Annotated in this window: 17 protein-coding genes; 4 read left to right on the forward strand and 13 right to left on the reverse strand. The window is 63.1% G+C overall.

Features of this window, described 5'->3' with window-relative positions:
• Window positions 1–148 precede the first annotated feature (148 nt).
• Complete coding sequence (locus ACEN42_RS07995) at window positions 149–1,204, forward strand: AI-2E family transporter (protein ID WP_029672478.1); 1,056 nt, start codon at window positions 149–151, stop codon at window positions 1,202–1,204.
• Window positions 1,205–1,249: 45 nt separating this feature from the next.
• Here the strand turns inward: ACEN42_RS07995 and ACEN42_RS08000 are convergent, their stop codons facing one another.
• The 11 genes from ACEN42_RS08000 to ACEN42_RS08050 form a co-directional block, all read right to left on the reverse strand.
• On the reverse strand, window positions 1,250–2,914 hold the full coding sequence (locus tag ACEN42_RS08000; protein WP_035498631.1) for a SpoVR family protein: 1,665 nt from the start codon (window positions 2,912–2,914) through the stop codon (window positions 1,250–1,252).
• The gene (locus ACEN42_RS08005; protein ID WP_187604742.1) at window positions 2,911–4,176 is read right to left on the reverse strand and encodes a YeaH/YhbH family protein; all 1,266 of its coding nucleotides are present in this window, start codon (window positions 4,174–4,176) and stop codon (window positions 2,911–2,913) included. Before ACEN42_RS08005 ends, ACEN42_RS08000 begins: the two co-directional genes overlap by 4 nt.
• Before the next feature lie 217 nt (window positions 4,177–4,393).
• On the reverse strand, window positions 4,394–6,316 hold the full coding sequence (locus tag ACEN42_RS08010; protein ID WP_035498636.1) for a PrkA family serine protein kinase: 1,923 nt from the start codon (window positions 6,314–6,316) through the stop codon (window positions 4,394–4,396).
• Window positions 6,317–6,691: 375 nt separating this feature from the next.
• Window positions 6,692–7,453 (reverse strand): hydratase, encoded by a 762-nt coding sequence (locus ACEN42_RS08015; protein WP_187604743.1) that lies wholly within the window; start codon window positions 7,451–7,453, stop codon window positions 6,692–6,694.
• 129 nt (window positions 7,454–7,582) lie between these two features.
• Window positions 7,583–9,301, reverse strand: coding sequence for a methyl-accepting chemotaxis protein (locus tag ACEN42_RS08020; RefSeq protein ID WP_371879657.1), 1,719 nt, complete (start codon window positions 9,299–9,301; stop codon window positions 7,583–7,585).
• Window positions 9,302–9,478: 177 nt separating this feature from the next.
• Window positions 9,479–10,429 (reverse strand): ribokinase, encoded by a 951-nt coding sequence (gene rbsK / locus ACEN42_RS08025; RefSeq protein ID WP_371879658.1) that lies wholly within the window; start codon window positions 10,427–10,429, stop codon window positions 9,479–9,481.
• 26 nt (window positions 10,430–10,455) lie between these two features.
• Window positions 10,456–11,478, reverse strand: a complete 1,023-nt coding sequence (locus ACEN42_RS08030) for a LacI family DNA-binding transcriptional regulator (RefSeq protein WP_371879659.1) — start codon at window positions 11,476–11,478, stop codon at window positions 10,456–10,458.
• 172 nt (window positions 11,479–11,650) lie between these two features.
• Window positions 11,651–12,640 carry an ABC transporter permease gene (locus ACEN42_RS08035; RefSeq protein WP_187604746.1) on the reverse strand — a complete coding sequence of 330 codons (990 nt, stop codon included), beginning with the start codon at window positions 12,638–12,640 and terminating at the stop codon, window positions 11,651–11,653.
• Window positions 12,641–14,230, reverse strand: coding sequence for a sugar ABC transporter ATP-binding protein (locus ACEN42_RS08040; RefSeq protein WP_371879660.1), 1,590 nt, complete (start codon window positions 14,228–14,230; stop codon window positions 12,641–12,643). It lies immediately after the preceding gene.
• A gap of 184 nt (window positions 14,231–14,414) precedes the next feature.
• Window positions 14,415–15,377: a sugar ABC transporter substrate-binding protein gene (locus ACEN42_RS08045; RefSeq protein WP_187604748.1), complete on the reverse strand. Its 963-nt coding sequence runs from the start codon at window positions 15,375–15,377 to the stop codon at window positions 14,415–14,417.
• Between the two features lie 325 nt (window positions 15,378–15,702).
• Complete coding sequence (locus ACEN42_RS08050) at window positions 15,703–15,984, reverse strand: hypothetical protein (protein WP_187604749.1); 282 nt, start codon at window positions 15,982–15,984, stop codon at window positions 15,703–15,705.
• Between the two features lie 232 nt (window positions 15,985–16,216).
• Between ACEN42_RS08050 and ACEN42_RS08055 the strand changes: the two genes are divergently transcribed.
• From ACEN42_RS08055 to ACEN42_RS08065, 3 genes are all read left to right on the forward strand, one after another.
• A complete protein-coding gene (locus ACEN42_RS08055) occupies window positions 16,217–16,513 on the forward strand; it encodes a PsiF family protein (protein ID WP_238215712.1) in 297 nt (98 codons plus the stop codon).
• A 222-nt stretch (window positions 16,514–16,735) separates the two neighbouring features.
• On the forward strand, window positions 16,736–17,203 hold the full coding sequence (locus tag ACEN42_RS08060) for a hypothetical protein (protein ID WP_187604751.1): 468 nt from the start codon (window positions 16,736–16,738) through the stop codon (window positions 17,201–17,203).
• 398 nt (window positions 17,204–17,601) lie between these two features.
• Window positions 17,602–18,192, forward strand: a complete 591-nt coding sequence (locus ACEN42_RS08065) for a YSC84-related protein (RefSeq protein WP_035498938.1) — start codon at window positions 17,602–17,604, stop codon at window positions 18,190–18,192.
• 97 nt (window positions 18,193–18,289) lie between these two features.
• Here the strand turns inward: ACEN42_RS08065 and ACEN42_RS08070 are convergent, their stop codons facing one another.
• Together ACEN42_RS08070 and otsA are read right to left on the reverse strand one after the other, a co-directional pair.
• Window positions 18,290–19,360: a glycosyltransferase family 4 protein gene (locus ACEN42_RS08070; protein ID WP_187604752.1), complete on the reverse strand. Its 1,071-nt coding sequence runs from the start codon at window positions 19,358–19,360 to the stop codon at window positions 18,290–18,292.
• 269 nt (window positions 19,361–19,629) lie between these two features.
• A complete protein-coding gene (gene otsA, locus ACEN42_RS08075; RefSeq protein ID WP_035498648.1) occupies window positions 19,630–21,015 on the reverse strand; it encodes an alpha,alpha-trehalose-phosphate synthase (UDP-forming) in 1,386 nt (461 codons plus the stop codon).
• Window positions 21,016–21,023 lie beyond the last annotated feature (8 nt).

The raw sequence follows: 21,023 nt of genomic DNA on the forward strand, positions 1-21,023 counted from the left end.
CAGCGGCAATCAAACGATGACAGATTTAAGGCGAACCCCTGGCCGGATTCCTGCTCGAACCCTGAGCGCGAAAGCCGTCGGAAGGGCCGTGCTAGCATGGCCGCCCGCGCGATTGCGTTCGCCCTCTCGCCTGCCCTACTGGTCGCTAATGAATAACCAATCTGTCCATCAAAATTTTTTCCATATCCTGCTGTGCGCCGTGACGCTCGCGCTGGCGTGGGTGCTGCTGCCGTTTTTCGGCGCGATCTTCTGGGGCGCGATTCTCGCGATCCTGTTCCAGCCGATGCAGCGCTATCTCGCCGCGCGCTTCGGCAAGCGCCGCAATCTCGCTGCGCTGACGACGCTGGCCGCCGCGATTCTCATCGTCATCATTCCGCTGGCGGTCGTCGCGGTGACGCTCGTTCAGGAAGTCGGCCTCGTCTATGCGCGGATCAAGAGCGGCGATCTGAATTTCGGGCTGTATTTCCAGCATGTGCTGCATGCATTGCCGGTATCGGCGCAGCAACTGCTCGGGCGGTTCGGGCTCGACGATATCGTCGGCGTGCAGCAGAAGCTGATGGAAGGCGCGTCGCAGATCAGTCAGTTCGCCGCGGCGCAGGCGCTGTCGATCGGGCAGAACACGTTCCAGTTCGTCGTAAGCTTCGGCGTGATGCTGTATCTCGTGTTCTTTCTGCTGCGCGACGGCGGCGAGATCGGCCGGCGCATCCGGCGCGCGATTCCGCTGGACCCGGAGCCCAAGCAGCATCTGATCGCGAAGTTCACCACGGTCGTGCGCGCGACGGTCAAGGGCAATATCGCGGTCGCGGCCGTGCAAGGCTTGCTCGGCGGGCTGATTTTCTGGATCCTGGGCATCGGCGGCTCGCTGCTGTGGGGCGTGCTGATGGCCTTCCTTTCCCTGCTGCCCGCGGTAGGCGCTGCGATCATCTGGGTGCCCGCCGCGCTCTATTTCTTCATGACGGGGCAGATCATCAAGGGACTGATTCTCGTCGTGTTCTGCGTCGTGGTGATCGGACTCGTGGATAACGTGCTGCGCCCGATTCTCGTCGGCAAGGATACGAAGATGCCCGACTGGGTCGTGCTGATCTCGACGCTCGGCGGGATGGCGCTCTTCGGCATCAACGGATTCGTGATCGGGCCGCTGGTGGCGGCGCTGTTCATGGCGAGCTGGGATCTGTTTTCGCAGGACGAGGCAAGCAAGCAGTAACCACAACGAAAAACCGGCGCTATCGAGCGCCGGTTTTCACGGAGTTCAACGCGTATTCGGCGGCACGTACCGGCAGTCGAAGCGCTTCCTCACCGTCCCGTTCTCGTCGACGCTTTCCAGATAGACATCGAACTGCCACAAGCGCGCCATGTGCTTGAGCACTTCATCGCTGTCGTTCGAGAGATGGCGGTTGTCGGTCATGAAGTGACGCAGCGTCAGACTGCGATCGCCGCGCGTATTCACCGAATACACCTGAATGTTCGGCTCGCGATGATGAATATCGTACTGTCGCGACAACGCCTGACGCACATAGCGATATCCGCTGTCGTCATGGATTGCCGACACTTCGAGCGCATCGCGCATGTCGTCGTCGAGAATCGAGAACAGACGCATCTCACGAATCAGATGCGGCGACAAATACTGCGCGATAAAGCTTTCGTCCTTGAAATTGCGCATCGCGTAATGCAAGGAGTCCAGCCAGTTGCTGCCCGCGAGTTCCGGGAACCACTCGCGATCTTCGTCCGTCGGGTTCTCGCAGATGCGGCGGATATCGCTCATCATCGAAAAGCCGAGCGCGTACGGATTGATGCCGCTGTAATACGGCTTCGTCACCGGCGGCTGATATACGACGTTCGAATGCGAATGCAGAAACTCCATCATGAAGCTGTCTTCGAGACGGCCTTCGTTGTAGAGCGTGTTCAGCAGCGTGTAGTGCCAGAAGGTCGCCCAGCCTTCGTTCATGACCTGCGTCTGCCGCTGCGGATAAAAATACTGGCCGATCTTGCGCACGATGCGAATGACTTCCCGCTCCCACGGCTCCAGCAAGGGCGCGTTCTTCTCCGCGAAGTACAGCAGATTCTCCTGCGGCTCCGGCGGATAGCGGCTCTCGATTTCCTCCGGCGATGGGTCCTTTCCCTTCGGCAGCGTGCGCCACAATTCGTTGACCTGCGATTGCAGATACGCTTCACGCTCGCGCCGCATCGCCGCTTCCTTCGCGAGCGAAAGTTTCTGCGGCCGCTTGTAGCGATCGACGCCGTAGTTCATCAGCGCGTGGCACGAATCGAGCAGTTCCTCGACGCGATCCAGTCCATGCCGCTCCTCGCATTCCGCGATGTAATTCTTCGCGTAGACGAGGTAATCGATGATCGCGTGCGCGTCCGTCCAGAGACGGAAGAGATAGTTGCCCTTGAAAAACGAGTTGTGCCCGTATGCCGCGTGAGCGATCACGAGCGCCTGCATCGTCATGGTGTTTTCTTCCATGAGATACGCGATGCAGGGATTCGAATTGATGACGATTTCGTACGCGAGACCCATTTGCCCGCGCCGATAGCCCTTCTCCGTTGCGAGAAAGTGCTTGCCGAACGACCAGTGCCGATAGTTCACGGGCATGCCGACGGACGCATACGCATCCATCATCTGCTCGGAGCTGATGATCTCGAGCTGAATGGGATAAGTGTCGAGACCGTAACCGTTCGCGACGCGCGAAATCTCGGCGTCATACTCTTCGATCAGCTCGACGCTCCAGTCCGACGGGCACGGCAGCGGTCGCCGCTTCTCCGATACATTCATTCTGCCTTCCTCGTGCGCCTCGTCTGTCTCTGCGGACGCCTTGCGTTGCTCTGCCTCGGGTCCCAGCCTGGAAGCCGCACGATCGTCCGTGCTGTCCAGTTGATACCCGCGCGTCTCGTTGTGCCAATGCCGCGTCGTCATGCGGCCGCCTGCTGTTTTTCGAACAGCTCGCGGAACACCGGATAGATGTCCGCAGCCGAATCGACTTTTTTCATGGCCAGTTCGGGCGCGCCCATCGCAAGCTGAGCATACTCCAACCAGAGGTTCTGCTCCTCCGGCGCAACTTGAATATAGGCAAAATACCGGACCTTCGGCAGGATGTCTTCGGCCAGCAGCCTGCGGCACTTCGGGGAATCGTCGGTCCAGTTGTCGCCGTCCGATGCCTGCGCGCCGTAAATGTTCCATTCAGTCGGCGAATAACGCTCGTCCATGATCTTCTTCATGAGTTCGAGCGCGCTCGACACGACAGTGCCGCCGCTTTCGGTCGAATGGAAGAACGTGTCTTCATCCACTTCCTCGGCGCGCGTATGGTGCCGGATGAACACGACTTCGATCTTCTCGTAGTTCCTTTGCAGAAACAGATACAGCAGGATGAAGAAGCGCTTGGACAAATCTTTGCGCTGCTCGTCCATGGAGCCGGAGACGTCCATCAGGCAGAACATCACGGCCTTGCTCGATGGCGTCGGCTGCTTCACGCGGTTGATATAGCGCAGATCGAACGGATCGATGAACGGGATGCGCGTGATCCGGCCCTGCATGACGACGATATCCGCTTCGAGGCGCGCGATCTCTTCCTCGTCGGCGTTCTCTTCCTTCAACTGCTCGAGCTGGCGCTCCATCTCGCGCAGTTGCGACGCGAGCGGCCAGCCGAGCGCGATGCGCCGTCCGAGTGCGCTGCGCAGCGACCTGACCACATCGATGTTATTCGGGGTGCCTTCCGCCGCCCAGCCCGCGCGCACATTCTTCCAGGTCGGTACGGCGAGCAGCTGAGTCTTGACGAGGCGCGGCAGTTCGAGGTCGTCGAAGAAGTACTGCATGAATTCTTCGCGGGACAGTTCGAAGACGAAATCGTCCTGCCCTTCGCCCTCGTTGCTGGCGCTCTTGCCGCCGCCGCCCGAACCGCCCGGCGGACGCGGAATCTTGTCGCCGCGAATGTAATCGGCGTTGCCCGGATGGACGTACTCGCGCTTGCCGCCCGGTCCGTGACGGAACGAGGGCTCGGAGATGTCCTTCTTGGGAATGGTGATGCTCTGGGTGCTTTGAATGTCTTTGATACTGCGATCGCGCACCGCGTCAGACACCGCGCGGCGAATGTAACTCTTGACGCGTCGCAGGAAGCGCTCGCGGTTGGCGATGCTCTTGTTCTTGCCGGCTAACCTGCGGTCGATGATTTGGTGCAGCACATCCAGTCTCCCGCGTTATTGGCGAGCTTTCGAGGCGCGGCGTGCAGCTTCGACTGATCGCGGCGTCTTTCGTCTCGCAAACTGTCCACTGTGCGGTCGGGACGCAATCCACGCGCCCGGGCCGCAGGGGACATCCTGACTATCGCTTTGCGCGGGACCGGAGTAAGGCGCGATGGCGCCCACTCCCGTCGATTGCCCCATACCCATCCACTCTACATCACGACGACTTGCGCACGCGCAGATACCAGTCGCACAGGAGCCGGACCTGCTTGGGCGTGTAGCCCTTCGCGACCATGCGATTGACGAAGTCCTCGTGCTTGCGCTGCTCTTCGGCCGACCCTTTCGCGTTGAACGAAATAACCGGCAGAAGTTCTTCCGTGTTGGAGAACATCTTCTTTTCGATCACCACGCGCAGCTTCTCGTAGCTGATCCACGCGGGATTCTTGCCGCCGTTCGCCGCACGCGCACGCAACACGAAGTTCACGATCTCGTTGCGGAAATCCTTCGGGTTGCTGATGCCCGCGGGCTTCTCGATCTTCTCCAGTTCGGCATTCAACGATGCGCGGTCGAAGCTCTCGCCGGTGTCGTGGTCGCGGAACTCCTGGTCCTGAATCCAGAAGTCGGCATAGGTGACATAGCGATCGAAGATATTCTGACCATATTCCGAGTACGACTCCAGATAAGCGGTCTGAATTTCCTTCCCGATGAACTCTGCGTAGCGCGAAGCCAGCACGTCCTTGATGAACGACAGGTACTTCTGCTCCGTCTCCGGCGGGAACTGCTCGCGCTCGATCTGCTGTTCGAGCACGTACATCAGATGCACCGGGTTCGCGGCCACTTCGCTCGAATCGAAGTTGAAGACGCGCGACAGGATCTTGAACGCGAAGCGCGTGGACACGCCCGTCATGCCTTCGTCGACCCCTGCGTAGTCGCGATACTCCTGATACGACTTCGCCTTCGGGTCCGTGTCCTTCAGGTTCTCTCCGTCATAGACCTGCATCTTCGAGAAGAGACTCGAATTCTCCGGTTCGTGCAGACGCGTGAGCACGGCCATCTGCGCCATCATCTTGAGCGTGCCCGGTGCGCAAACCGCCTCGGCGAGGGACGAGTTGCGCAGCAGCTTCTCGTAGATCTTGATCTCTTCGCCGTAGCGCAGGCAGTACGGCACCTTCACGACGAAGATACGATCGAGCAGTGCTTCGTTGTTCTTGTTGTTGCGGAACGCCTTCCACTCCGACTCGTTCGAGTGCGCGAGGATGACGCCGTCGAACGGAATCGCACCGAAGCCTTCCGTGCCCTTGAAGTTGCCTTCCTGGGTCGCGGTGAGCAGCGGGTGCAGCACCTTGATCGGCGCCTTGAACATTTCGACGAATTCCAGCAGGCCCTGATTGGCGAGGCACAGGCCACCGGAATAGCTGTACGCGTCAGCGTCGTCCTGCGAATAGGTTTCGAGCTTGCGGATATCCACCTTGCCGACGAGCGACGAGATGTCCTGGTTGTTCTCGTCACCAGGCTCGGTCTTCGCGATACCGATCTGGCGAAGGATCGAAGGATAGCGGCGCACCACGCGGAACTTGCGGATGTCGCCGTTGTACTCGTGCAGGCGCTTCACGGCCCACGGCGAGAGAATGCTCTTGAGATAGCGGCGCGGAATGCCGTACTGCTCTTCGAGCACCGGGCCGTCTTCGTCGTAATCGAAGAGACCGAGCGGCGATTCGTTGACGGGCGAGCCCTTCAACGAATAGAACGGAACGCGCTCCATGAGCTGCTTCAGCCGTTCGGCGATCGACGACTTGCCGCCGCCCACCGGACCCAGCAGATACAGGATCTGCTTCTTTTCTTCGAGACCCTGTGCCGCGTGCCGGAAGTACGACACGACGTTCTCGATCACCTCCTCCATTCCGTAAAACTCACGGAACGCGGGATACACCTTGATGACCTTGTTCGCAAACGTACGCGACAGCCGCGGATCGAGTCGCGTATCGACGAATTCGGGTTCCCCGATGGCCGTCAACATGCGTTCGCCCGCTGTTGCATATGTGGCAGGATCTTCTTTGCAGAGCGCGAGATACTCTTCGAGCGAGAATTCCTCCTCGCGGGTTTTTTCGAAGCGGGTCGCGAAACTGCTGTAGATATCCATGCTACCTCCTCGCCGAAGTCAGAAAGCTATGTCGTGCGCAACGCGCGTAATCGAAACGACATCGCTTGAAATCATCCTAAACCCTTTCGAATTTTTTTTCACGCACTTGCGTTGTTCATTTGCTTCGAAGAATTCCTATCTTGGTGAGTTATTTTCGTTCACCTACAATCCTCATCCCAATGTCTCTATCCTCTTGCTGGACATCGTCGCTGCCTGTTCGCTTCCGCGCGCTCTTTGCTACTTATCCACTGCTTCTGTCCGCCAATGCGACGTGCGCCTCACTCGCGCACATGCATTCATCACGTCATGACGGATACGTGCGCGCGCGCTCATGAGATGCAAAGTATCGATGCAATCGATGCGCATGTTCCGGCTTCATGCGAGCACCAGTTCCAGTTCGCCGATGCGGTCGATCGCGCCATGGAGCATGCCAGGTCCATCGACGCGATATGCGCCCGTATATGAGCCCGTGGTGATGGTCCAGAACGGTTCGACGGTCAAACCCATGCGGCAACAATGGTTGACGAGCCAAGGCAGCAGTTCGCGGGGATCGCCCGCCGGATTGCCGAGCGCGGCCGGCGCGATGGACACGCCATCCAGCGTGAATTCCAGGCGCGGCTGGAGAAAGTCGAAGCCCGGCGCGACGACGTCGTAAGGCTCCATGCCCGACACCACGAGCGCGCCGTTGTTCTGCGAGTCGGCGAGCTGGGCGAGCGGATCGACATTGGGCCATTGCGCGAAACGGCTGTCGACCACTTCGAGCGCGACCGCGATACCGCCGATCGCATCGAATACTTCCTCGCGCGTGTAAGGGTCATGTCGCGCGGGCAGCGCATAGGCGAAGCGGAACGCGACTTCGAGTTCCACCAGCACGCGGAAAAACGATTCGAAGGGCACGCGCGCGGGCGAAACGTGAACAAGCGCGGCGTCGATGGGCGCGCCGGTGGCGAGCGCATCGGGCGCGCGCGCGCCGATCTTCCACGCGCCGATGCGCGCATCCGACTCTCTCAGCATCTCGTGCTGGATCGCGTAGGCGGTGGGCGCGTCGGCCGGAATGTCGGCGGGCGCCAGCGTTTCGATCAGCTGATGCCGGCGGCGGGCGTCCGCGAACTTCGCGGCGAGTGTCGATCCGGTCATGTCGATATCCTCGTGTGAGCGGTGACGCACACCCATCAGTGTACGGGTTACCGGATCGACGTTGGTCGCGCGCGTGTGCCTTCGCGCGCATTCACCGCCCGTTTGCCGCTACACGCCGAATGGCGTTGCTCAGAACGTCTCCCAGTCGCCGGCCGTCTCCGCGGTCGCCGGAGCCTTGGGCGCTGCCGGCGCGGTGACCGCGCGCTTGGCGGGCGAAACGCGCGGCGCGACACGCGGCGTCATCGTTGCACGCGGTGCAACTTTCGTGGCCGGCGTGGACGTGGACATTGTCACTGCGAGCGGCGCGCCGTCCGCCACCTGGAACACCGCCACCGCCTGCCGCAGGCGCGCGGCCTGATCTTCGAGCGACTGCGCGGCCGCCGCCGCTTCCTCGACGAGCGCCGCGTTCTGCTGCGTCACCTCGTCCATCTGCGTGACGGCGCGCGACACCTGCTCGATGCCGCTGCTTTGCTCCTCCGACGCCGCCGCGATCTCGCCCATGATGTCGGTCACGCGCTGCACCGCGCCGATGATCTCGTTCATCGTGCGGCCGGCTTCATCGACGAGCGTCGTGCCCGTGCGCACGCGCGCCACCGAGGTGTCGATCAGTTCCTTGATTTCCTTCGCCGCCGCCGACGACCGCTGCGCGAGGCTGCGCACCTCGCCCGCGACGACCGCGAAGCCGCGCCCTTCCTCGCCCGCCCGCGCCGCTTCGACGGCCGCGTTGAGCGCGAGGATGTTGGTCTGGAACGCGATGCCCTCGATGATCGTGATGATGTCCGCGATCTTCGACGAGCTGCCGTTGATCTCGCGCATCGTGTCGACGACCTGCGTGACCACCGCGCTGCCCTTGCCCGCGATGTCCGACGCATTCGCCGCGAGCGCGCTCGCCTGCCGCGCATTGTCGGCGTTCTGGCGGACGGTGCCGGTCAGTTCTTCCATGCTCGACGCCGTTTCCTGCAGCGCGGACGCCTGTTCTTCTGTGCGCGAGGACAAATCGGTATTGCCGGCGGCGATCTGTTGCGTCGCCGATGCGATCGATTCACTGCCCGAGCGCACGGTGCGCACGGTCGTGAGCAGGCTCGTGCGCATTCTGGCGAGCCCTTCGAGCAACTGCCCCATTTCGTCGCGCGACGTGACGACGACCTCGCGGCGCAGATCGCCCGCGGCGATCGCGTCGAAATGACCGAGCGCGGCTTCGAGCGGACGCGCGATCGCGCGCCGCAGCGATACCCACGCGAACACGGCAGCCGCCATGCCGAGCGCGATCGCGCCGAGACTCAGCGCGCGGAACCACAGGAAGCGGTTCTGCGTCTCTTCGTAGCTCTGCTTCGACGCTTCGGTCAGATACTTCCGCAGTGCGTCGTCCGCGTTGGCGAGCTCGTTGTACATCGACTGCATCGCCTTGGCGTTCGCGATGATGCCGTCGTGATCGTTCTCCATGACCGCGGCGATGCCCTTGTCGACGATGCCCTGCAGCGCGAGGCGCTTGTCCTGCGCGGCGTCGGCGAGGCGCTTTTCGCCCGGCGCCTGCGGCAAGGACATGTATTCCTTCCAGTAGCCGTCCGCCCGATCGCGCATCATGCGCGCGCGCTCGACGGTGGACGCCACTTCCGGCGTGCCGGCGAGGAGCGCCGCGCGATCGAACACGAGCCGCTCGCGCGCGGCGTACATTTCCGCGTTGCCGACGGCGATCGCCGCAGGCATCTGCACTGAGTATGTTTCCTGAAACGCGCCGTTCGAATGGCTCATGCCGGTGAGTCCCAGCGCGCCGATCGCGATGAGCAGCCCACCCAGAAACGCCATCGAGATGCCGAGGCGCGCCTTGATCGTCAAAGCCTTTTTCATTGAGTTTTCCCTGATGCCGCCCGCGAGCGGAGTCGTCGTTTCGTGTCTGCGCGCGCGAAGGATCACGCGACCGCTATCGATGTAAACGGCGCGAAAGCGTAAGCACTTGAGGGAATTATTTCGTCCGAAAAGAAAACAGCGCGTCAGGCGCGCCGTTTTTCAGCGATCATTGAAAAGTTATGCGGAAATTTCGCTGCGGTGCGGAATCGACGGCTGGGCGCCTTCGCGTGTCACCGCCACCGCGGCGGCGCGCTGGCCGAATGCGATTGCGTCGATCGGAGCGGCGCCGCGCGCGAGTTCCGCCGCGAAGCCACCGATGAACGTGTCGCCGGCGGCGGTCGTGTCGACTGCTTCGACGAGCGGCGAAGGCAGATGTACGCCGGCGTCGTCCCCGCCATCCAGCAGCGCGAGCACGCCTTGTCCGCCGAGCGTCACGATCACGTTGCGCGCGCCCTTCGCCTTGAGCGCCTGCGCCGCGCGGCGCGCGTCGTCGGGCGTGTCGATCGCCACGCCCGAGAGCGTCGCGGCTTCCAGTTCGTTCGGAATCAGATAATCGACGAGCGGGAACCAGTCCGGCGGCAACTTGCGCGCGGCGGGCGCGGGATTGAGGATCGTCGTGCGTGCAAGACGCCGGCCGGCGGCGAGTGCGGCGCGCACGGTTTCGGGCGGCGTTTCGAGCTGGCACACGATGACATCGGCCTGCGCGATCAGCGCTTCCTGCGCCTCAATGCGCGCGGGCGTCACTTCGGCGTTGCTGCCCGCGACGATGACGATCGCGTTCTGGCTCGCATCATCGACGACGATGAGCGCCACGCCCGTCGGCGCATTCTCGCTGGTCGCGAGGGCCGTGCAGTCGATGCCTTCCGCCTCCAGACTGCCCTTGAGCGTCGCACCGTTCGAATCGTTGCCGACGCAGCCGATCATCGCGACCCGTGCGCCCAGGCGCGCCGCGGCGACCGCCTGATTGCCGCCCTTGCCGCCCGGCACTTGCGCAAATGCATGTCCGGCGAGCGTTTCGCCCGGCCTCGGCAGACGCGGCGCGCGCGCGACGAGATCCATGTTGAGGCTGCCGACCACGGTCACTCGGCCGGTCTTGCCTGCGTCGCCTGAATTGGCGTTGTCGCCCATCTCGCTTCCTTTTCGAACAGCCTTCGTTATGCTCTCGCGCTGCGCGATTCGGGCACCACGGCGGTCGATTCGCGGCGCACGAGGCGCGGCGCCACCACGCGCCGGCGTGTCGTGCCGGTCAGCTTGCCGGTGATGCGGTCGATCAGCGTCTGCGCGGCCATTTCGCCGAGCGCGCGCACCGATTGTCCCACCGTCGACAAGGCCGGATACGTGTAGCGCGACAGCTCGACATCGTCGAAACCGATGATCGAGCATTCCGTCGGCACGTTGATGTGGCGCTCGGCCGCCGCACGCAGCGCGCCGATGCCCATCATGTCGTTGCACGCGAAGATCGCGGTCGGCTTCATGTTGTCGAGCAATTGCGACGCCGCGGCGTAACCGCCCGTCGCGGAAAAGTCGCTCTGGACGATCGCGTTCGGCTCGATCTCGATGCCGCGCTCGGCCATCGCGCGGATGAAGCCGTGCAGGCGCATCGCGGAAACGGCTGTCGCGACCGGCCCCGTGATGCAGCCAATCTGCGAGTGCCCGAGTTGCAGCAGATGCCGCGTCGCGAGATACGCGCCCTTTTCGTGGTCGATCTGCACGAGGTCGGATTGCAGCCCTTCGATATTGCGATCGACGATCACGAGCGGCTCACGCGCGCCCGCGAGGCACTGCGCGAGCACCGAATCCTCACCCGCCGACGCGATCACCAGTCCATCGATGCGCTTTTCCTGCAGCACGCGCAGATAGCTGCGCTGCTTGGCGGGATCGTCATCGGAGTTGCAGAAGAACACGCAATAGCCGTTTTTCGCGCAGCCGTCCTCGACGCCGCGCGCCAGTTCGGCGAAATACGGGTTCGTCGCGTTCGGCACGAGCAGGCCGATGGTCGCCGTCGAGCGCGCCTTCAGCGAGCGCGCGACCGCCGACGGCACGTAGTCGAGTTCCAGGATCGCCCGCTCGACTTTCGCCCGCACGTCGGCCGACACCGGCCGTGAATTGTTCACTACGTGGGATACCGTCGTAAACGACACCCCGGCAATGGCTGCCACGTCTTTGATCGTCGCCATACATCGTCCTTCTCTATGCTTTGGTCCAACTGCTCTTATTGGTCGTAAGGCGTCCGGCGCGTACTTCTCATCGCGCGCGCCCTGCTTGCCGCTCCTGCTTCAACCACCGTCGCCGGCCGCTTTTCCGCCCCGTGCGGTGCGCGCCGTCGCCGTCCATCGGTCAGACAAACGATTACACACGCTTCCTTCTGCTGCGGTATGTGTCCAGCACCACCGCCACCACGATCACCGCGCCGGTAATGATGCGCTTGGTCGGCTCGTTCGCGCCGATCTGCGCCAGTCCCGCCGCCAGCACGGAAATGATCAACACCCCGAAAAACGTGCTGATGACCGAGCCGCGCCCGCCCATCAGACTCGTGCCGCCGATCACGACGGCCGCGATCACCTGCAGTTCCACTCCCGCGCCGGCGTTCGGATCGGCGGCTTCGAGCCGCGAGATCTGGAACAGCGCCGCCAGTCCCGAGAGCGCGCCCATCAGCGCGAAAACGATGACTTTGTACGGCCGCGGATTGACGCCCGCGAGCCTCACCGCTTCCTCGTTCGTGCCGATCCCTACGAGATATCGGCCAAAAACCGTCCGGGTCAAGACCAGATGCGCGATTATCATCACCGCGACCGCGATCAGGAACGCGGGCGAGATGCCGAACGCGATCGGATTCGACAGAAAATCGAACGCATCGCCGATATACGCCGTGCGCGAGTTCGTCATCTGGTACGCGAGCCCGCGCGCGCCTTCCAGCACGCCGAGCGACACGATGAACGACGGAATCCGCCACGCCACCGTGACGAGGCCCGTCACCGTGCCGGTCAGCGCGGCGGCCGCGAGACCGATCAGCGCGGCGGGAAACGCCGGCCAGTGCCACTTCAGCGCGGCCACGCTCACGACCGACGCCCCGAGCGCCAGCACCGAACCCACCGACAGATCGATGCTCGCGATGATCAGCACGAACGTCATGCCGACCGACATCACGACGAGATCGGGAATCTGGTTCGCGATCGTGCTGAACGTGTCGTACGTCAGGAAGTGCGTGCTCAGCACCGAAAACAGCGCAATCATCGCGGCGAGCGCACCCGCGAGACCCAGGTAATTCGAAATGCCGAGACGCGTGCCGACGCCTTTCGTGCTCTTCGGTGCATCGGCGGGCAGGTTCGCTTCGCTCATTCAGTGCTCCAGGTTGTCTTCGGGCGCTTTCGCATCGGGCGCGATCGGATCGTGCAAGATCGCCTCGCGCTTCGCGTAACCCGAGAACGCCGCCGCGAGCAGCGCGTCCTGCGTCCAGCTCGCGCGCTCGAACACGCCCGTCATGCGCCCGGCCGACATCACGCCGATCCGGTCGCAGATCAGCATCAGCTCGCGCAGATCGCTCGACACGACGACGAGCGCGCGTCCTTCGCGGGCCAGCGCGCCCATCAGCCCGTAGATGTCGAACTTCGCGCCGACGTCGATGCCGCGCGTCGGTTCGTCGAACAGCAGCACCGTGCAGTCGCGCGCGAGCCAGCGGCCGATCACGACCTTTTGCTGGTTGCCGCCCGACAGCTCCGACACCGCCTGCGCAGGCCCCGACGTGCGGATGCGCATCGCGTCGATCTGGCGCTGCGCGAGCGCGGATTCCCGGCGCGTATCGACGACGCCATGCCGCGCCACCGCGCCCAGATTGCCCAGTGAAACGTTCGCGGCGATGGGCAGGCTCAACAAAAGGCCCTCGCCCTTGCGATCCTCCGTGATCAGCGCGATGCCTTCGTCGACCGCGTCCGACGGCGAGCGCACCGACACGCGCCGCAGCGGCTCGCCGTTGCGCGCGATCGACACCGTGCCCGCGTCCGCGCGATCCGCGCCGTAAATGAGGCGCATGAGTTCGGTCCGGCCCGCGCCGATCAGCCCGCTCACGCCGAAAATCTCGCCCGCGCGGACCTCGAACGACACGTCGCGCACCACGGGCGCACGCGTCATGCTTTCCACTTTCAGCGCGACGCCGCCGATGCGCCGCTCGCCGAGATCGATGCGCTCGCCGATCTCGCGTCCGACCATCAGCGTGACGAGCCGGTCGCTCGTGAGTTCGTCCATCGGACCGATATGCACGAGGCGTCCGTCGCGCAACACGGCCGCGCGCTCGGCGATGCGCTGCAATTCCTCCAGCCGGTGCGAGATGTAGACGAGCGCGACGCCGCGCGCCTTCAGCCGCTCGACCTGCTCGAACAGTAGATCGACTTCGCGGGCGGTGAGCATCGCGGTCGGCTCGTCGAGGATCAGGACGCGGCAATCGTCGATCAGATTGCGCGCGATCTCGACCATCTGCTGATGCCCGATGCCGAGGCCGCCGACGAGCGTGTCCGGATCGATCGCGTCGAGCCCGACCTGCGCCATCGCGTGACGCGCGTCTTGCGCGAGCCGCTTCCGGTCGATCCAGCCGAAGCCTTTGCGCGGCAGCCGGTTCAGAAACAGATTCTCCGCCACCGACAAAGTGGGCAGCAGGTTCAACTCCTGCATCACCATACGCACGCCGAGCGCTTCGGCGTCCGAGCGGCTCTTCGGCAAGTAGGGCTGGCCCGCGAGCGTCATCGTGCCCGTGGTCGGGTCGGTGAGTCCGCCGATGATCTTCGACAGCGTGCTTTTGCCCGCGCCGTTCTCGCCCGTGAGCGCGAGCACTTCGCCGGGAACGAGCGCCAGCGAGACGTCCGCCAGCACCGGCTCGACATAGGTCTTGCCGATGCCCGTCACCGTCAGCACGTTCGCATCGTTCGATCCGCTCATGGGGCGCTTCAAGGCTTCGCTGTGCATCCTCGTGGTAGTCCCGCGCGGAAAAGCGTCCGGATGGCGGCGGACAATGCCCGCGCCGTCTGCCTTCCGCGCTCGTCAGTGTGTTATCGGCACGCCGGCCGCGAACTTTAGGCTTTTCGCGCGAAACGGCGCCCGACGACGCCGCCGCGCGCCGGGCTTACTTCGTCACGAGATCGACCGGCGTTTCCACGACCTGCGAAAGCTCCGACTGCTTCTTGTGGCCGGCGATCGCCTTCAGCGCCACGTCGATGCCGAACACGGCCTGCTTCGCCGCGTACTGGTCGGCGGTCGCGAGCACGCGGCCGTCTTTCAGCATCGGCTTGATCGCGCCGATATTGTCGAAGCCGACGACCTGCACCTTGCCCGCCTTGCCCGCCGCGCGAATCGCCGACACGGCGCCGATCGCCATGTTGTCGTTATCGCACAGGAGCGCCTTCACGTTCGGGTTCGCGTTCAGGATCTGCCCTGCGACTGCGTTGCCCTTGTCGATTTCCCATTCGCCGGACTGGAGCGCGACGACCTTCATGCCGGCCGCGTCCATCGCTTCCTTGAAGCCCGCACTGCGCGCCTGCGAGTTCGTGGTGGTCGTCACGCCCTCGATGATCGCGACTTCATCGCCCTTCTTGAGTTTCGGGGCGAGATAATCGCCGACCTTTCGCGCGCCCTTCTTGTTGTCCGGTCCGACGAACGGCACGTTCAGATCCTTGGACTTGAGCACGTCCGGATCGAGCCGGTTGTCGATATTCACGACGATGATGCCCGCGTCCGCCGCCTTCTTGATCACCGGCACGAGCGCCTTCGAATCGGCCGGCGCGATGATGAGCGCGTCGACCTTCGACACGATCATCTGCTCGACGATGCGAATCTGCGCCGCGGTGTCGGTCTCATCCTTGATGCCGTTGGTGATCAGGTCGAACTGGCTGGGGTTGTGCGCCTGATAGTCTTTCGCGCCGTTTTCCATCGTCAGGAAGAACTCGTTGGCGAGCGACTTCATGACGAGCGCGACCTTCGGCTTGCCCGCCGTTTGCGCGAATGCGGATGACGAAGCGAACGGCAATGCGGTGCAGGCGGCGAGCGCGACGGCGGCCGACAGGACGCGTCGGCGGATGGTTCGGTTCATGCGGATCTCCAGTGCTTTGTTCTGGTTTGTCTGGTCTTTCGAGATGCAGCGAACGCGAGCAACGCGTGTCGATCCGCGCCGGGCAACGAAGGGAAGCGATTGCGGGCGCCCTGTCGCGCCCCTCGCTTCGTGTTGCGCGCCAAAGCCTTCGATGGTTCTGTCCGGACGCGGTGTCAACGTTTGCTCGTCGTCGATTCTCGTTGGACAGACGCCCGAGGTCAATCGGGCTAACGTGTAGTCCACACGCGACAATGCCGTCGATCAAAGGATCGGCGGCATTGTCGGTGTTCCGTGGTTGCCAGCGTGCAACGGCTTGCTGTCAAAGTCAGAGATCTTCGACCGACTGCCCGTCCACCTTCTTGTCGATGATGTCGCGCGCGTAGTCGATGCCCGCGCGCGTCGCGTCGATCGGGCTATCGAAAGGTTCCTGTTCGGGCACGCCGAACATCACCGCGCGGCCGCTCTCGCCGTGCGCGCTCTTCGCGATCGTCACGACGATGTCGAAGTGGCGCGGACCGTCGTCCGGTTCGTCGCGTTCTTTCGCGCGCCGCAATGCCTGCACCTTGATCTCGAAGCCCTTGTAATGGTCGGACAGCGGTGTGGACATGAAGCGTCTCCTTTGCGTTGAGATGCATCGCACGATCATACGTCGGCTGCATGCTTCGCGTGGGTCGTGGATGAGTGAAAGGCGGCTGCAAGCCTCGTTCCCGCGTCCGTCTCCCGATTTCACCTTATCCCACACACCGTTCATATTGGGTTTGCCATAATGCGCGGGCGGCATGCCGCTCTAGACAGGCGCCGCCGAAGAATAAACCGTCACTCAAATCAGGGAGCGTCACATGACTATTCGAGCCACCGCCCTCGTCGCTGTGTTGAGCCTCGCGCTCGGCGCGAACGTCGCTATCGCCGCCAACAGTCAGCAAAGCAAGATGACCGATTGCAACAAGCAGGCGGGCGACAAAAAAGGCGACGACCGCAAGGCCTTCATGAAGAGCTGTCTGTCCGCCGCGCCCGCCGCTGCTTCCGCGCCGATGACGCAGCAGCAGAAGATGACCGCGTGCAATCAGCAGGCAAGCGACAAGAAAGGCGACGAACGCAAGACGTTCATGAAGAGCTGCCTCAGCAACAAGGGCTGATCCCGCTCGCGCGCATGTTCACGCCGCGCCATTCGCGCGCGGCGACCCTTTCGTATTTACTCAGCCTACCGGCCGATATTGCACTGCACCCAAGCAATTGATTCGCACCGTCGTCTTTTTCTCATAAGATGGCGCGAAGGCGGCCCCTCACGAATACAAGAAACACGCCATCGGCCGCCGCCGTTTCGAGCGAGGCGAAAAGCCGCGCATGGAGGCATCCGGATGGCATGGAGACATAAAAATCGCTGGTTCAGGCGGTGGCTCGTGATAATCACGTTCTGGTTCGTGCCGGTGCTGATCGTCGCGGTGAACGAGGTGCGCGAGGAGATGGCGTATAACAACGTCGATCTTCAAAAGGCGCTCTCGACCTGGGAGCTGACCGACGCGCAACGCGCGGCAGGCGTCGCCGCGCGCTGCCACGGCGCGCCCGACGAGGCCCGTGCCGCCGGCTGCCCCGAAGATGTCATCGCGGCTACCGCGGCGAAGCATCAGGAAGCGCTCGACGAATACGCGCATCGCAAGGCGACGCTCGCGGATTATCTGTGGCATGCGTTCGTCGGCTACTGGATCGTGCCCGCCGCCTTCCTGCTCGTGCTCGGCATGCTCGTCGGCGGCGTCAGGCGCGCGCTGCGCCGCCCGCAGCATCCGAGCACATCTGCCTCCGAGGTAAAAACGACGACCCATCCGTGAGCGCGGGTCGGGTACGGTCGTTGCTACTTCTGCTTGCGGTTTTCTCGTACGACCTTAAGGAAGCTGGACGAAATTTATGCTTGTCTTGAGGGCGCACTTCGGGCGAAAACGCCGGTTCCATTTCGTTTGGTCGAAGCTTCGTCTACCCTAATATCAGGCGAAGTGTCGATCGAAAGTCGGATGTAATTTAGCGTGCTGCATGTCGCTTATGGGGCCGGATTCGGAGTAAGCTAGCTCCGAGCGTTTTCCCTGAATGGTGCGTAGCCTGAGAACCCAAGCGTGACAAGGCTTTGGGCGCAAGGATCGGGGCTCGTGTTTTCAGGTTGCTGTGCTATAACTTGGCGTGCCTCACCCTCCCGCTCTATGGGGTTTCCTAAATTCCACGATGGAGAACAATGATGCAAAGACGAAACTTCATGCTCAAGTCGACCGCCGTTCTGGCGCTGGGAGGCCTCGCGCTTGCCGGCTGCACGGCAAACAGAAACGCCGGCAGTGAAGCGGCTGCGGGCGCCGCCGATGACCGGCGCTCCATCGACGCCGACGTCGACAGCACCATCCAGCGTCTCTACGCAACGGTGGGCGGCTCGCGTGAGCTGGTGGCGAAAGCGCGCGGCGTGCTGGTGTTCCCGTCAGTGCTTCAGGCCGGCTTTATCGTCGGCGCGCAATACGGCAAGGGTGCGCTGCGTGTCGGCGGCAGCTCGGTCGGCTACTACAGCACGACGTCCGGCTCGTTCGGCCTGCAGGCGGGCGCGCAATCGAAGGCGCTGATCTTCCTGTTCATGACGCAGGATGCCCTCGACAAATTCCGCAACTCCGACGGCTGGTCGGCGGGCGCGGATGCATCGGTGGCGCTGGTGAAGATGGGCGCGAACGGCGTGATCGATACCACCACGGCCACCAAGCCTGTCGAGGCGATCGTGCTGACCAACGCCGGCCTGATGGCGGATGTCTCGCTGCAAGGCACGAAGGTGTCGCGCATCAAGTACTGAGCGCGCTGCTCTTCCCGCGCGGCGAATGCAGAACCGCCGTGTGGTGCGACCTTCGGGCCGCGCCACACGGCGGTTTTTTTCGTCGAAGCTCGACCGATCAGGTCGTCGTCGCGCGATCGATCAGCTTGAAGCGCGTACGCTTTTGCGCGCGCACGACTGCCTGATACGCCTCCAGATATTGCCGCGCCATGCGATGCGATGTGAAGCGCTCTTCGAAGCGCGCGCGCACGCGTTCGCGCGACAAGGTGTGCAGACGATTCACCGCAGCCACCGCGCCGATTTCATCCTCCACGATAAAGCCCGACACGCCTTCGTCCAGCACTTCCGGCACCGAGCCGCGATTGAACGCGATGACAGGCGTGCCGCACGCCATCGCTTCGATCATCACGAGCCCGAAGGGCTCCGGCCAGTCGATCGGGAACATGAGCGCATGCGCGCCCGACAGAAATTCGGCCTTCTGACTGTCGTTGATTTCGCCGACATACTCGACGTACGGCAACTTCAGCAACGGCGCGATTTCGCGCTCGAAATACTCGTGATCGGCGAAATCGACCTTGGCGGCGATCTTGATCGGCAAGCCGCAGCGGCCCGCGATGCGGATCGCGGTATCGACACGCTTTTCCGGCGAGATGCGCCCGAGGAACGCGAGGTACTTCTGTTCCACCGGCTGCGGCGTATAAAGCTTCTCCGGCAGGCCGTGATACACCGTGCTCACCCACTTCGCCTGCGGCAGCGGATGGCGCTGCGCATCGGAAATGGAGATCACGGGCGCGGTATTGAACGTATCGAATACCGGTTGCTGCTCGGGAAGATCGAGACGGCCGTGCATCGTCGTCACGAACGGCGTGTCCTGGCGCTTGAAGAGCGAGAACGAGTAATAGTCCATGTGAAAGTGCAGGACGTCGAACTCTTCGGCGCGACGACGCACCAGTTCCATCAGCAGCATGTGAGGCGCGATGCGGTCGCGGATCGCCGGGTCGAGCCGCAACGCGCGCGGCCATACGGCTTCCAGGTTGGCGCTGGTTTGCGAGTCGCCGGTCGCGAAGAGCGTCACGTCATGACCGAGCTCGACGAGCGCCTCGGTGAGGTACGACACGACGCGCTCGGTTCCACCATATAGTTTCGGCGGCACCGACTCGGTCAGCGGAGCAATCTGGGCAATTCTCATCGTTCTCGTCTCCATGCGAATATCGACGTGCGGCGCGAACTTCATGTACCGGCCGCGGCGCGCATCGAGTATGACAGCGGGCCGTAAGCCGGGCCAACAAGGTTTGCCCTTACGCGTAATTCCGTCTCGCGCGGTTCGCCCATGCCTGTCGTGCGCCGGCAAGCGCCAGCGTGCTGAACCCATTATCGAGTGCGAATACGCCTGCCGTGGGCGTCTATTGCACTTTCATCGCTCTGTTACAGGGGCGAAACACTCGTTTCGGGAGACGGTTACGCTTGAGCGTCGCCGCGCAGATCCGCGAGGAAGTCGTCGCGCCACACGCCCAGGTCGTGCTTGCGCAGCGCGGTCATGTTGGTTTCGTAGCGCTCCTTGCGCTCGGCGAGCGGCATCGCGAGCGCGCGCCCGATCGCCTCGCTCGTGCCGACGATATCGTGCGGATTGACCATCACCGCGCCGGTCATTTCATCGGCCGCGCCCGCGAACTGCGAGAGCACGAGCACGCCGGGATCGTCGGGATTCTGCGCGGCGACGTATTCCTTCGCGACGAGATTCATGCCGTCACGCAGCGGTGTGACGAGCCCGATCTGCGATTCGCGAAAGAGCGACATCAGCTTCCATCGGTCGTAACGCTGGTTGAGATAGCGGATCGGCGTGTAATCGAGCCCGGAGTAGCGCCCGTTGATGCGCCCCGCTTCGTATTCCAGGTTCTGGCGAATCTGCTGATAGGTCTCGACATCCGCGCGCGTCGGCGGCGCGATCTGCACGAGCGTGACGTTGCCGCGCCATTCGGGCGATTTCTCCAGAAAATGCTCGAACGCGCGAAAACGCTCGACGAGTCCTTTCGAGTAATCGAGCCGGTCCACGCTCATGATGAGCTTGCGGCCTTCGAGGCTCTGCTTCAGGTCCATCACGTCCTGACGCGCTTCCCCGCGTTCGGCCTGTTCGGCGATTTCGTCCGGAAACACGCCGATGCGATACACGTTCGTCCTGAGCTTTCTGCCGAACGCTTCGACGTGGCCGTCGGGCGTTGCGGTGCCGTGCGCGTGCCGGACGATGTAATCATGAAACGCGACGCGGTCCCGTTCGGTCTGAAAGCCGACCACGTCGTAGCAGCACAGCGACTTGACCAGTTCCTCGTGCGGCGGAATGTTCAAGAGAATCTGCGGCGACGGAAACGGGATATGCAGAAAGAAGCCGATGCGATTGGTGATGCCCGCCGAGCGCAGCGCCTCGGCGAACGGGATCAGATGATAGTCGTGGACCCAGATGATGTCGTCGGGTTCGAGCAGCTTGATGAGCTTGTGCGCGAGCCACGCGTTCACGCGCCGGTAGCCGGCGTATTCGTCGCGGTCGTAGACGGCGAGATCGTTGCGATAGTGAAAGACCGGCCACAGCATCGCGTTGGAGAAGCCACGGTAATACTGGTCGTAGTCCTTCTTCGGCAGGCCGACGGTCGCGAAAGTCACCGCGCCGTCCTGTTCGAGCTTCGGCCCCTGGTTCGCGACGGTTTCGCTCACGACGTCCCCGCTCCAGCCGAACCAGACGCCGCCGCTGTCCTTGAGCGCGCCGAAGACGCCGACGGCGAGGCCGCCCGCGGAGCCTTTGGTTTCGGTCGGCGTGGCGACCCGGTTGGATACGACGACGAGACGGCTCATATGCTTTC

The organism is Caballeronia sp. S22, assembly GCF_964261745.1.
In the GTDB taxonomy this organism is placed as follows: Bacteria; Pseudomonadota; Gammaproteobacteria; order Burkholderiales; family Burkholderiaceae; genus Caballeronia; species Caballeronia jiangsuensis.